Here is a 12138-nt window from a genome sequence, read left to right as displayed (position 1 = left end):
GTGCCCATGACCGGGGGACCTGAGGAGCACAGGCGCGCGACCGGACGAGCCGCGCGTCTGCTGCTGTCCACCCTGCCCAGGACACCGGCCGGGCGCCGGCTGGCGGCGGGCGCCGCCGTCGACTCGGTGGGCTCGGGTATGTTCCTGGCCGCATCCACCCTGTACTTCGTCACGGTGGTGGGCCTGCCCGCCGCCCGGGTCGGCCTGGTGTTGTCGGTGGCCGCCGTGGCCGGGTTGCTCAGTCCGATGCCGCTGGGCCGGCTGGCCGACCGCATCGGTCCGACGCGGGTGTACGTGGCACTGCTGGCCCTGCGCGGACTCGGCTACGCCGGCTTCGCCCTGGTCGAGAGCTTCTGGTCGTACGCGGTGCTGACCTGTCTGCTCACTGCGCTGGACCGGGGCTGCTCGCCGCTGCAGCAGGTCGTCGTGGGCATCATCGAGGGGAGCGAGAACCAGACGCGGACGATGGCGTCCATCCGCTCGGTGCGCAACATCGGCCTGACGGCGGGCTTCCTGCTGGCGGGTGCTGTCCTCGCGATCGAGGAGCGGGCAGCCTTCGTGGCCTTGTTCCTGGGCAACGCGCTCACCTTCTGGGTCATCGCCGCCGTGGTGGAGCAGTTGCGCCGCCGGACGGCCGCCTCCGCCCCCCAGGCCGTGTCCACCGCCCCCGCATCGACGGAGTCGCCCGGCCCGAGCAGCGACGAGCCGGCCCCCGCAGCGGTGCGCACTCCCTTCCGGGATCTGCGGTTCCTGCTCTTCACTCTCTCCAACGGCGTGCTGTCGCTGCACGATTCGGTGTTGTTCGTCCTGCTGCCCCTCTGGCTGACCACGGCCACCGACGCACCTTCCTCGGCGGTTTCGGTGCTGCTGGCCGTCAACACCGTGCTGACCGTGCTGCTCCAGGTGTACGTGGCCCGGTTCGCGGAGACCACCGCCGGGGCGTTGCGCCTCGTGCCGATCGCCCTCGTTCCGCTGCTGGTCTCGTGTGCAGCCTTCGCAGGCGCCGAACACATGCCGGTGTGGCCGGCAGCGGCATGTGCCGTCATCGCAGTGGTACTGCTGACGGTGGGGGAGAACCTGCACTCGGTCGCCGTGTGGAACCTGTCGTACGAACTGTCACCGGCCCCGGCCCGTGCCCGCTACCTCGGCGCGTTCAGTCTGGGCATGACGGGGCAGCACATCGTGGGTCCCGCGCTGATGACGGGTGTGCTCCTGCCCCTGGGCACCGCGGGCTGGGGCGTGCTCGCTGTGGTGTACGTCCTGGCGGCCGCAGTCCTGAGGGTCACCGGCGCACCCCGCACCGCCCCGGCCGAGCCAGTGTCCGCCAAGGCCGCAACTCCTGCGTCCAGTTCTCCCACCGAGGTGTCCTCATGACCGAACACGTGCTCATCGTCGGCGGCGGCCGCGAGATCCCCGGCCTGATCCGGGAGGTGGGTGGCCCCGGGACCGCCACGACGATTCTTTGCAGGATGGATCTCGTCCCCAAGATCCGCAAGCCCGGGCAGCACGACCGGGTGCTGGCGCTGCGCAGCGACGCCCCCGACGAGGAGTGGATCGCCCTGGCCGCAGCCGTGCACGCACGGCACCCCTTCACCCGCGTGGGTACCTTCGGCGAGCGGGACCAGGACCGGGCTGCAGCGGTCGCCGCCGCGCTGGGCCTGCCCTGCCACTCGCCGCAGACCATCGCCTGGGTACACGACAAGGACGCCATGCGACGAAGGCTGGCGGAGGCGGGCGTGGACGACACCCCGGGCGGACGGGTCGCCGGCGTGGCGGAGCTGCGGGCGTTCCTGACCGAGCACGGCACGCCGTGTGTGGTCAAACCCGTCCAGGGGGCCGGCAGCTTCGGTGTCTCCGTCGTGCGTTCCGTCGAGGAGGCAGAGGCGGCCTTCGCACGCGCCGCGCGCGACTTCGGCCTCATCCCGGACGCGGGCGTTCTGGTGGAGCGCTTCCACGAAGGCCCTCAGTTCAGCGTGGAGGCCTTCTCCGAGGACGGTGAACACGAGATTCTCGCCGTGACGCGGAAGTTCTCCGACCCCGTGGGCTTCGTCGAACTCGGCCACGTGGTGCCCGCCGACCTCTCCGCCGAGCAGACAGACGCCGTGCACACCTATGTGCGGCGGCTGCTGGACACCTTCGACATCGCCAACGGCGTCACCCACACCGAGGTGGTGCTGACGGAGGCCGGGCCGCGGGTCATCGAAACCCATGTCCGGCTCGCGGGTGACGAGATCCCGTACCTGGTGCAGGACGTCACCGGCGTGGATCTGGTGGACTGCGTGGTGCGCCAGACGTTGGGCCGGCCGGTGCTCCCGGACATCCGCAAGACCCTGGCGGACCCGTCGGTGGACCGCAGTCCGGAGGCGATCTGGTTCGCGGTGCCGAGGGCGCGCGGCACGCTCACCCGCATCGACGGTCTGGACGAGGTCGCCGCCCGGCCGGGCGTGGTGGCCGCCGAGGCCTTGCTGGGCGCCGGCGATGTGCTCGGGGACCTGGACAGCTCGCAGTCGCGCGCGGCCTTCGTCCGGGCGCGCGGAGTGGACGCAGGTGAGGCCGTGGCCCAGGCCCGGCAGGCCGCGGCGGCGCTCGGGTTCGTGGTCACGGTGTCCGGCGACGACGCGGCCGGCGACGGGCGGGACTGGGTCTGACATGGCAGTGCCCGAGGCGCGACCCGGACCGGAGGATCTCGGCATCCGTGCGACGCGGGACCTGGCGGTGCGAGCGCGGACCGTTCTGCCGGCCGCCGCGTACGAGTTCTACGCCGCAGGATCCGACGAGGAGATCAGCGCCGGTGAGGCTGAAGCCGCCTGGCGCGGCCGGAGGCTGCTGCCCCGGGTGCTGCGCGACGTCTCGTCCATCGACACGGGCGTGGAATTGCTGGGCACCCGGCTCACATCGCCTGTGCTCGCGGGGCCGACGGCCTTCCACCGCATGGCGCACGAAGAGGGTGAGACGGCCACGGCTGCGGGCGTCGCCGCAGCCGGTACCCTGCTCGTGCTCTCCTCCCGGGCGACCCGTCACCCGGAGGAGGTCGCCGAGGCGGCCGGACCCTGGTGGTACCAGGTGTACTGGCTGCGGGACGCAGAGGTGACCCGCCGTCAGGTGGAACGGGCCGTTGCGGCCGGGGCCCGTGCGCTGGTACTGACGGTGGACGCTCCGTACGTACCGCCCCGGGCGACGTCGGGGCTTGCGCTGCCGCTCCCCGAGGACGACGAACTGTGCCGGTCGGTGGGTGTGGGGACCAGGCTGCCCGGCTGGGAGCAGGACCCGTCGCTGGGACTGGACGCCATCGAGCGGCTGCACCGGATGTCGGGTCTGCCGGTGTTGGTCAAGGGTGTGCTGCGGGCCGACGATGCGAAGGCGTGCGTAGCCGCGGGAGCGGCTGGGGTGATTGTCTCCAACCACGGCGGCCGGCAGCTGGACCGTGCCGTGACCTCTGCGGACGCTCTGCCCGCGGTCGCGGCGGCGGTGGGCGCCGACGTACCGGTGTTGGTCGACGGCGGTGTGCGCACCGGCACCGACGTCCTCGTGGCTCTGGCCCTGGGCGCACGGGCCGTGCTCCTGGGACGCCCGGTGGTGTGGGCCCTGGCACTCGGCGGTGCCGCGGGGGTGACCGCCCTGCTGGACTCGTATCGCACGCAGTTGTCGACAGCCATGGCCCTGGCGGGTTGCAGCTGCCCGGCGGACATCGATGCTGACCTGCTCCACAGCGGATCCTGAAGCGCCCGGGGCGCCCAGCCGGACGAACTGCCTGTCCGCGCCCACACCGGACCGCTCACCGGGATCCACGACCCCAAGCGACGCATTACCTGCGGCGCGGCGATCACGGAGCGTACAGGCGGCCAGATCGCCTAAGTCCGGTCGCATCCGATTACTTCTCGTCAAATCTGACCCAGGTGAGAAAACGGTGTGATTGTTTCCGCGTGGTTCGGGCATACGCAGCGAAAACAGAGAGAGGGGCGCTACGTGCTTGTACCGGACCGGAAGATCGTCAGGGAGTTGCTGACGCGGTACGCGTCGCTGAGGATCGCTCAGTCGGAAGGGCACGGGTCGACGGCGGCACGCGAACTGGAGGACGTCAGCTACACGCTGTGCGTGATGATGGGGACGTCCGACATCAGTGACGCCATCGCGAAGGCGGATGTCCTGCTGCTCACCGAGGGGCGGCCCGACGTCGCCGACGCGGACGGGGAGAACGGCCTGACGCTGGTCGGCTGACGGATGTGAGGCCCGGCACGACCGGGCGGCGCGCCTCGGCGGCCCCTGGGCGGGGGCCGCCGAGGCGTTCGTGGACGCTGTCGTTCCAGCCACCAGGAGGAACTCCGGGACCGGCTGAAGCACGAGGAGGTTCCAGGCCGCCGGGACACCGCGCAACTCGCCATGTTCACCGGCGTCTTCAACCCGCTCTGGGCCACGGTCACCGTCCTGACGGTCGCCCGCCCGGGTTCCACGACCGGAGCCCGAAAGGGGCCGCTCCCCGGCCTGTCACGGATGTCCGGTCTGCGTCAAGTCATCCCGAGGAATTCACACTCCGGGACACCGCGCCGCCTACACTCGCAGTCGCGCCCCCATCACGGGGCCGACGAACAGAAAGGCACGTTGACGGGTGTTCCAGGATTCCCCCATCTACGACCGACTCATCGCGGAGCGCGGTGACGTACCCGCGCAGGTGCGCCGCGAGGCCGAACGGGTGAGCAGGGAACTGGAGCTGGTCATGCGGCCCTCACAGTCCCTCGGCTACGACCGTCCGCACTCCCCGGGCGCGGGCTGGCAGCGCGCGGGCATGCTCCCCGGACCGCGCCCGCAGTGAACCACCGGGCGGGCCCGGGATCGCCGGGCCCGGTCACTCAACGGACCTTCGTGTGGGACCCGTTGACATGGGACGGCTGGACCGGCACCGGCCGGGCCAGCCACTCGGCGATGGTCCGGGCGATCGGCTGACCCGTCTCCACCTCGACGAAGCCGAACTGCCCCGACTGGTTGCACTCCAGGAACCACCAGGTCCCGTCGGAGTCCTCCACGAAGTCGAAGGCCCCGTAGGCCAGTCCGGCCTCCCGCAGATAGGACAGCACCCCCGGCGCGATGCGGGACGGAACGTCGACCGGGAGCCACGGCGAGCCGGGCGCGGCGAACCGCACGTCGACCTCGTCCGGGTCCGCGTCGTCGGCGGTCGCCTTACGGGCGGCCAGCATCCGCTCGCCCACGACGGTGAGCCGGATGTCGGCCCGCTTGGTGATCCGCCGTTGCAGCAGCGTCGGCCCGAACGCGACGGCCGAGAAGTCCGTGTCCGGCGCGACCCGGCTGGTCGGCACGGCCCGGGGCGGGTCCTGCGGATGCGCGCCCGAGACCGGCTTGACCACCAGCTCCGGGTAACGGTCCGCGAACTCGCGGGCGGCGCGCGGGAAGGTCGTGATCAGCGTCGCGGGCACGGGCAGGCCGCATCTCTGCGCGAGGCGCAGCTGCCACGGCTTGTGCCGCGCGCGGCGTGCCGCGTCGGGGTCGTTCATCCAGCGCGCGTCCGAGCCGCGCAGCATGCCGTAGAGCGCCTGGGCGGCCTCCTCGGTCAGCCACGCGGACGGCTGGGCCGCGCGTGCGGCCGGGGCGCCGGGCCGGCGCACCCACACGGACCGGAGCCCCCCGATGCTCACCAGCCGCCCCCCGGCGGACAGATGGCCTCGGAACCGGCCGTGCACGTACTCCCCCGAGAGGGCGACTCCACCGGTCAGGTCCGCGGGATCGACCCGGACCACCGGAACCCCCGTCGCGTTCAGGTGTACGACCACCATGTCCGCGGTGATGTCCTCCTCACAGGTGAGGATCAGTACGGTCATCGTCGGCGGCCCGTGGTCAGTCGTCGAAGTGCGTCTTGGAGCCGGCGGTGGACGTCGTGGTGCCGAACTCTCTCAACAGGGCGAAGTCGGAGGCCGCGACCCGTCCGTCGTGGAGCACGTTCAACTGCAGTCCGGCGTCGTACACGTACGGAATGGCAGCTTCCAACTCCACTGCCGGGCGCGCGTAGTTGAGCGCGAACGGTTTCATCGTCTCTCCCTCGTCGGTACTGCGCCGGTCAGGCCAGGGCCCGGGGGCGCGGCCGCCCGGTCCGCCGACCTGATTCGGCTTCCAGAGACTTATACGAATCGAACGGGTGGTTGGTTTCCTTACTTTCCGTAGTCATCGGCCAGTTGCCGGTCCGGCCGGTGTGCCGTACTGCGCTCCCGTTCGCCGAGGGAGCCGCGGACAGTGCGCAGAGCGAGCAGCAGAACTCCGATGTCGTCCAGGTACACCGGGTCGGGCACCAGGTCGACGGGCAGCACGAGATAGAGCACCGCGCCCCAGAAGACCCAGCGCGGGCCCGTGGGCAGTCCCGCGCGCCGCAGATCGCGGCGGGTGCGGACCAGCCGCACCAGGACGACGACGGCGAAGACGAGGACGAAGGCCGCGAGAACCGCGGCCAGAATGATCACCTTGGTGGTCGTATCCACGGGTTGCCCTCCTCATGGCATGCCGCGACACGGGGTGTCCCTGGTTGGATTCCCTTTTCCGGCGGCTGTATTGCGGCCGGGGCCCGGTATGTGGGCGAGTCGGCGCATTTTCCGTACGCGTGGTCATCCCGCTGGCTCACCCGAGTGGCACGGGGTGACGGGGGCGCCTAGTAATGGTCAGCGTAACGTCGCTCGTCACACGACGGGGGGCGCAGGAGCGGCCGCACTCTTCCCTGGAGGCGAGTATGACCACCTGCTCTTCATCACCCCGCCCGAACGAACCTGCCATACCCAACGAGCCCAACGGGTCCGCCCAGCCGTCCGCCGAGACCACAGTCGCCACCGGCACGCACCAGGTGGGGCAGACGAGCACGCAGCCCGCCGCCGGGCCGCACGGGACGTACGAGGCGTACCCCGCGGGGCGCTCCGAGCCCGCCATCGCCGGTTCCCACCCGGCCGACCGGGCGGACGCCGAGCCCATGGCCCTCGGCTCCCACCCGGCGGCCGGGGCGGGAGCGCGGCCGGCCGAGCCGGAGCCGGGCCCGGTCGCAGCGCGGCCCGTACCGCCCGCCGAGGACTGGCTGGATCCCGCGGAGGCGCGGCCCGCCGCTCCCGCCATGGACCGGCCGGCGCTCGCGGAGGATGCCGCCGTGCCGGCTCACGTGACCACCACCACCGCCGGCCCGGACGAGGCCGCGCCGTCCGCCGGGCCCGGCCATGTGACCAACGCCACCCCGGAGGACGTCGTTCCGGAGGATGCTGCCCCGGAGGGTGCCCCTCCGGAGGGTGCCGTTCCGTCGTCCGGGCCCGGCCCGGACGACGCCGGCCGGCCGAGCGCGCGGCCGTTCGTCATCCGGTCGCTCGACGACAACCCGGTGGAGCTCCGGCCCGGCACCGGCCCGGCCTCCGGCGCACCCTACGGCGACGCCGTCAGCGACCTGGTGCACGCCGCCGTGGCTGATCGGCCGCTGGAGGAGGTCGTCGACCTCATCGTCTCGCTGGAGGAGACGCCCGACCACACGCAGGCGAGGGTCGACGCGCTCCGCACCGCAGGGGTGTCCCGGTCCGTGGAGGACGTGTCACGGATGATCGCCCTGCTGACGAAGCCCCCGCGCGACGCCGACTGCGCCGACGAGGCGATCCGGGCCGCGGCCGCCCACCGGCCGGTGGAGGAAGTGACCCGGCTGGTGACCCTGCTGCACAAGGAGCCGCAGGAGCCCCACGTCCGCGAGGAGGCACTGCGCGCGGCCGCCACCGGCCGGTCCGTCGGGGAACTGGTCGAGCTGATCGACCGCCTCGGCCTGGAGCGGCTGGACCGCAACGGCCGTCGCCCGAACGGGACATCGCGCCCCGCGGGCGAGAGCGCGAAGGCCGAGACGACCGGCCGCCCGGGCAAGCGCCGTACGGCACGCGAGGGTTCGGTCCGCGAGACCCACCGCACCCTCGACGACGCACCTGCGGACCGCGCGCCGGCGACGGACCGGTACGCCCGGTCCGTGTCCTGGTCGGGATGGGTCGCCGCCCTGGCCCTCGCCGTGTGCGCGGTGGTCCACTTCCCGCTGCAGCGCGGTGACGCGTCCCTGCGTGTGCACGCGTTCGCTCTCGGCCTGTCGGTGCTGTGCACGGTGCTGGCGCTGCTGCTGGCGCTGCGTCCCGTGGCGCTGGTGCTGGCCGGGGCGGTGCTGGTGCCCACGGTGCTCGCCGGGGCCCAGGCGTACGGCAGTTCCTTCCCGTCGGCGTCCCTGTCCCGGGCCGTCGACCTGGCGCTCGCCCCGCCGTGGCTGGCCGCCGCGGTCGCCGGGTGCGCGGCTCTGCTGGCCCTCGTCGCCCTGGTCTTCCGGGTGCTGGCGCCCATCGCCGCCCGGCAGTGGGAGGCCGCCCCGGCGTCCGAGGCCCACGGCATGGCGGAGTGATACTCGGAGCACCCCCTCCGGGTGGACCGGAGCACCCCCTTCGGGTGGACCGGATCGAGCCGATGTCGTCGGCCGGTCCGGTCCACTCATGACCGCGGCAGGCGGGTCGCCTACCGCGCCCCGGAACCGAGCAGCCCCGTCAGCACCCGGTCCGGTGTGAGCGGGAGTTCACGGAAGCGGAGGCCCGTGGCGTGGTGCACGGCGTTGCCGATCGCCGCGGGCGACCCGACGATGCCGATCTCCCCGATCCCCTTGCTGCCCATGGGGTTGAGGTGGGAGTCCTCCTCGTCGACCCAGTGCGCCTCGATCTCGGTGACGTCGGCGTGCGCGGGCACGTGGTACGAGGCCAGATCCGACTCGGTGAAGTCACCGAACGCGGCGTCCATGGTGCTGCCCTCGGTCAGCGCCATGCCCAGGCCCATCGTCATGCCGCCCACGAACTGGGAGCGCGCCGTACGGGCGTTGAGGATGCGGCCCGCCGCGTACACCCCCAGGAGCCGGCGGACCCGCACCTCGCCGGTGACCGTGTCCACCGCGACCTCGGCGAAGTGCGCCCCGAAGGCGTGCCGCGCGAAGTCGCTCCCCGCGTCCGCGACGCCCTTGGTGTCGGCGCGGGCGTCGAGGCCCTGCTCGGGCAGCGGCCCGGCGTGCTCGGCCAGCCGCCGGGCCAGCCGGGCGCAGGCCTCGTGCACCGCCCAGCCCCAGGAGGCGGTGCCGGAGGAGTCGCCGGCGAGCGGCGCTGACGGGAGTTCCGAGCTGCCGACCTCGATCCGTACCCGTTCCAGCGGCACCCCGAGGGCGTCCGCGCCGACCTGCGCGAGCACGGTCCGGGCGCCCGTCCCGATGTCCGTGGCGTTGATCCGCACCAGGAACGTCCCGTCGGGCAGCGCGCGGGCCGCCGCAGTGGAGGGGCCCACCACGGCCGGGTAGGTCGCCGCCGCCACGCTGGTCCCCAGCAGCAGGGGCCCCTCCCGGCGCGTGCCCGGGCGGGGATCGCGCCCGTCCCACCCGAAGCGCCGGGAGCCTTCGCGCAGACAATCGATCAGGTGCCTGCTGCTGAACGGCTTGCCGCTGTCGGGCTCGACGTCGGGCTCGTTGCGGACGCGCAGCTCGATCGGGTCCATGCCGAGTTCGCCGGCGAGCTCGTCCATGGCGGACTCCAGCGCGTACATCCCCGGGGCCTGGCCCGGCGCCCGCATCCACGACGGCGACGGCACGTCGAGCGCCGCGATCCGGTGCACCGTACGACGGTGGGGAGCGGCGTACATGACCCGCGCGGGCACCGCCGCGTGCTCCACGTACTCCTTGATGCGGGAGGTGTGCGTGGTGACCTCGTGCATGAGGGCCGTGAGACGGCCGTCCTCGTCGGCTCCGAGTCGCAGCCGGTGGAGCGTCGGGGCACGGTGCCCCACGACGGCCGGCAGGTAGCGGCGGGGCAGAGCGACTGTCACCGGACGTCCGGTCTCCCGTGCCGCCATCGCGGCGAGCACCACGTCCGGCCGTGGCGTGCCCTTGGACCCGAAACCGCCGCCGACGTGCTCGGCGGTGACGACGATCCGCTCCTTCGGCAGCTCGAACAACCCGGCGAGCGCGGCCCGCACGGCACCGGTGCCCTGGCTGGAGGTGTGCACGAGGAGCCGGCCGTCCTCCCAGCGGGCGGTGCTGGTGTGCGGCTCCATGGGGTGGTTGTGCAGAGGGGGCACCCGGTAGGCGACGTCGACCCGGACGGCCGAGGATCCGAACGCTCCGTCCGGATCGCCCTGTTCACGGACGGCCGGCTGGCCCCCGCTCGCCTCCTCCGGCACGTACACGCCCGGGTGCGAGGCGGTGAGGACCACATCGTGCGCCTCGGCGTCGTAGGTGACGCGAACGACGGCGGCACCGGCCCGGGCGGCCTCCAGGGTCTCGGCCACCACCAGGGCCACGAACCAGCCGCGGTGCGGAACCCGAGCATCCTGCAGCACGGCGAGCGTGGGATCGTCTGCCTCGGCGAGGCGCGGCGCGTTCTCGTGGGTGAGGACGGTGAGGACACCGGGCACGGCCCGGGCCGCCGCCGTGTCGACGCCGGTCACCCGCCCCCGGGCCACACTCGCCGGCACCGGCCACGCCTGAGCTCGGCCGGGGGAGTGGAACTCGGCGGCGTAGCGCGCGGTGCCGCTGACCTTCTCGCGTCCCTCCCGGCGCTCGGCGGGAGCACCCACACTGCCGGTCATGAGGCCCTCCCGGTGAGCACGGTGTCCGCCAGCCGGGACAGTACGTCCACGGCGAGATTGCGGGCGAGCGGCACCTTGTAGGCGTTGTCCCGCAAGGGCTGCGCGGCGGACAGCTCCCGTTCGACGGCGTGCTCGAACGCCGCGCGGGTCGGAGCCGCGCCCAGCAGCGCCTCCTCCGCCAGCCGGGCCCGCCACGGCCGGTGCGCCAGCGCCCCGAAGGCGAGCCCGGCATGGCCGACGACCCCGTCCTCCAGGCGCAGCACGACCGCGACGGACGCGAGCGCGAAGGCGTACGAGGCCCGGTCGCGGGCCTTGCGGTACGCCGACGGCAGCCCGGCCGCGGCGGCCGGCAGCACCACATGGGTGATCAGCTCGCCGGGACGGATCTCGGTGTCCTGCTCGGGCCGGTCCCCGGGCAGCCGGTGGAAGTCCGCCGCCGCGACACTCCGGGCTCCCTCGGGCCCGTCCAGCTCGACGCGCCCGTCGAGGGCGGCGAGTGCCACCGCCATGTCCGAGGGGTTGGTGGCGATGCAGTGCGCGGAGTGCCCGAGCACCGCGTGGTCACGGTGGACACCGTCCCGCGCACCGCAGCCGCTGCCCGGCTCGCGCTTGTTGCACGGCTTCGACAGGTCCTGGAAGTACGGGCACCGGGTGCGCTGGAGCAGGTTCCCGCCGGTCGTCGCCGCGTTGCGCAACTGCCCGGAGGCACCCGCGAGCAGCGCCTGCGACAGTGCCGGGTACCGGTCGCGGACGAGGGGGTGTGCGGCGAGGTCGCTGTTGCGGACCATGGCCCCGACGCGCAGCGCGCCGTCGGGCAGTTCCTCGACGGTGTCCAGGGGGAGCCGGGTGACGTCGATGAGGGCGCTCGGCGTCTCGACGCCGAGCTTCATGAGGTCGACGAGGTTGGTGCCGCCCCCGAGGTAGCGGGCTCCGGCGTGGGAGGCGTACGCGGAGGTCGCCTCCTCGACGCTGCCGGCGCGGACGTAGGCGAACTCCTTCACGGGATCACGTCCTCCACGGCCTCGGCGATCCGCGGATACGCGCCGCAGCGGCACAGGTTGCCGCTCAGCCGCTCCCGGATCTCCGCACGGTCCAGCGGCATCGGCTCGCCCGAGGGCGCCGCGGGGTCGGTGACGTGCGAGGGGTGACCGGCAGCTGCCTCGGCCAGCGCGCCGGCCGCGGAGCAGATCTGGCCCGGGGTGCAGTAGCCGCACTGGAACGCGTCGCGTTCCACGAAGGCCCGCTGCAGCGGATGAGGCTCCTCACCGTCGCCGGACAGGCCCTCGACGGTGGTGACCTCACAGCCGTCGAGGGCGACCGCGAGCAGCAGGCAGCTGTTGACGCGCCGCCCGTCCACCAGGACCGTGCAGGCGCCGCACTGGCCGTGGTCGCAGCCCTTCTTGGCGCCCGTGAGTTCGAGATCCTCCCGCAGGAGGTCCAGCAGGACGCGCCGGTGGTCGACGGTGAGCGTGTGGGGTTTGCCGTTGACGCGAAGCGTGGTCCGCGAGTGGTGCCGATGGTTGCCCATGT

General features: G+C 73.1%; 12 protein-coding genes. 6 read left to right on the top strand and 6 right to left on the bottom strand.

Annotation, left to right across the window (positions count from 1 at the left end):
* The first annotated feature begins 6 nt into the window (after positions 1-6).
* From IGS69_RS01570 to IGS69_RS01550, 5 genes are all read left to right on the top strand, one after another.
* Entirely contained in the window at positions 7-1374 is a 1368-nt protein-coding gene (locus IGS69_RS01570; protein ID WP_190896193.1) for an MFS transporter, read from the top strand.
* Entirely contained in the window at positions 1371-2648 is a 1278-nt protein-coding gene (locus IGS69_RS01565) for an ATP-grasp domain-containing protein (protein ID WP_190896191.1), read from the top strand. The genes IGS69_RS01570 and IGS69_RS01565 overlap by 4 nt, the downstream gene beginning before the upstream one ends.
* Before the next feature lies 1 nt (position 2649).
* Positions 2650-3720 carry an alpha-hydroxy acid oxidase gene (locus IGS69_RS01560; RefSeq protein WP_190896189.1) on the top strand — a complete coding sequence of 357 codons (1071 nt, stop codon included), beginning with the start codon at positions 2650-2652 and terminating at the stop codon, positions 3718-3720.
* Between the two features lie 246 nt (positions 3721-3966).
* Positions 3967-4218 (top strand): DUF5133 domain-containing protein, encoded by a 252-nt coding sequence (locus IGS69_RS01555; RefSeq protein ID WP_190896187.1) that lies wholly within the window; start codon positions 3967-3969, stop codon positions 4216-4218.
* Positions 4219-4606: 388 nt separating this feature from the next.
* Positions 4607-4810: a hypothetical protein gene (locus IGS69_RS01550; RefSeq protein ID WP_031111422.1), complete on the top strand. Its 204-nt coding sequence runs from the start codon at positions 4607-4609 to the stop codon at positions 4808-4810.
* A gap of 37 nt (positions 4811-4847) precedes the next feature.
* Here IGS69_RS01550 and tgmB read toward each other — a convergent pair whose 3' ends face one another.
* From tgmB to IGS69_RS01535, 3 genes are all read right to left on the bottom strand, one after another.
* Positions 4848-5831 (bottom strand): ATP-grasp ribosomal peptide maturase, encoded by a 984-nt coding sequence (gene tgmB, locus IGS69_RS01545; protein ID WP_190896185.1) that lies wholly within the window; start codon positions 5829-5831, stop codon positions 4848-4850.
* 16 nt (positions 5832-5847) lie between these two features.
* Positions 5848-6039 carry a putative ATP-grasp-modified RiPP gene (tgmA, locus tag IGS69_RS01540; protein ID WP_190896183.1) on the bottom strand — a complete coding sequence of 64 codons (192 nt, stop codon included), beginning with the start codon at positions 6037-6039 and terminating at the stop codon, positions 5848-5850.
* 119 nt (positions 6040-6158) lie between these two features.
* A complete protein-coding gene (locus IGS69_RS01535; protein WP_190896181.1) occupies positions 6159-6482 on the bottom strand; it encodes a YkvA family protein in 324 nt (107 codons plus the stop codon).
* A 245-nt stretch (positions 6483-6727) separates the two neighbouring features.
* Here IGS69_RS01535 and IGS69_RS01530 point away from each other — a divergent pair, with 245 nt between their 5' ends.
* The gene (locus IGS69_RS01530; RefSeq protein ID WP_190896179.1) at positions 6728-8395 is read left to right on the top strand and encodes a hypothetical protein; all 1668 of its coding nucleotides are present in this window, start codon (positions 6728-6730) and stop codon (positions 8393-8395) included.
* Between the two features lie 110 nt (positions 8396-8505).
* Here IGS69_RS01530 and IGS69_RS01525 read toward each other — a convergent pair whose 3' ends face one another.
* Genes IGS69_RS01525 through IGS69_RS01515 form a run of 3 tightly spaced genes read right to left on the bottom strand, consistent with a single transcriptional unit; the run spans position 8506 to position 12136 of the window.
* Positions 8506-10608 carry a xanthine dehydrogenase family protein molybdopterin-binding subunit gene (locus IGS69_RS01525; RefSeq protein WP_190896177.1) on the bottom strand — a complete coding sequence of 701 codons (2103 nt, stop codon included), beginning with the start codon at positions 10606-10608 and terminating at the stop codon, positions 8506-8508.
* Positions 10605-11609: an FAD binding domain-containing protein gene (locus IGS69_RS01520; protein WP_190896175.1), complete on the bottom strand. Its 1005-nt coding sequence runs from the start codon at positions 11607-11609 to the stop codon at positions 10605-10607. The genes IGS69_RS01525 and IGS69_RS01520 overlap by 4 nt, the downstream gene beginning before the upstream one ends.
* Positions 11606-12136, bottom strand: a complete 531-nt coding sequence (locus IGS69_RS01515) for a (2Fe-2S)-binding protein (RefSeq protein ID WP_190896173.1) — start codon at positions 12134-12136, stop codon at positions 11606-11608. Before IGS69_RS01515 ends, IGS69_RS01520 begins: the two co-directional genes overlap by 4 nt.
* Between the last annotated feature and the right edge of the window lie 2 nt (positions 12137-12138).

Source organism: Streptomyces tuirus (genome assembly GCF_014701095.1).
Lineage (GTDB): Bacteria > Actinomycetota > Actinomycetes > Streptomycetales > Streptomycetaceae > Streptomyces > Streptomyces tuirus.
The sequence above is the reverse complement of the archived record's forward strand: the minus strand, read 5'-3'. Positions and strand labels throughout refer to the sequence as shown.

Bases quoted from the DNA above. Each gene is read 5' to 3' on its own strand.
- tgmA (WP_190896183.1), bottom strand. From the start codon at position 6,039: ATGAAACCGTTCGCGCTCAACTACGCGCGCCCGGCAGTGGAGTTGGAA.
- IGS69_RS01565 (WP_190896191.1), top strand. From the start codon at position 1,371: ATGACCGAACACGTGCTCATCGTCGGCGGCGGCCGCGAGATCCCCGGC.
- IGS69_RS01530 (WP_190896179.1), top strand. From the start codon at position 6,728: ATGACCACCTGCTCTTCATCACCCCGCCCGAACGAACCTGCCATACCC.
- IGS69_RS01570 (WP_190896193.1), top strand. From the start codon at position 7: ATGACCGGGGGACCTGAGGAGCACAGGCGCGCGACCGGACGAGCCGCG.
- IGS69_RS01560 (WP_190896189.1), top strand. From the start codon at position 2,650: ATGGCAGTGCCCGAGGCGCGACCCGGACCGGAGGATCTCGGCATCCGT.
- IGS69_RS01525 (WP_190896177.1), bottom strand. From the start codon at position 10,608: ATGACCGGCAGTGTGGGTGCTCCCGCCGAGCGCCGGGAGGGACGCGAG.
- IGS69_RS01515 (WP_190896173.1), bottom strand. From the start codon at position 12,136: ATGGGCAACCATCGGCACCACTCGCGGACCACGCTTCGCGTCAACGGC.
- tgmB (WP_190896185.1), bottom strand. From the start codon at position 5,831: ATGACCGTACTGATCCTCACCTGTGAGGAGGACATCACCGCGGACATG.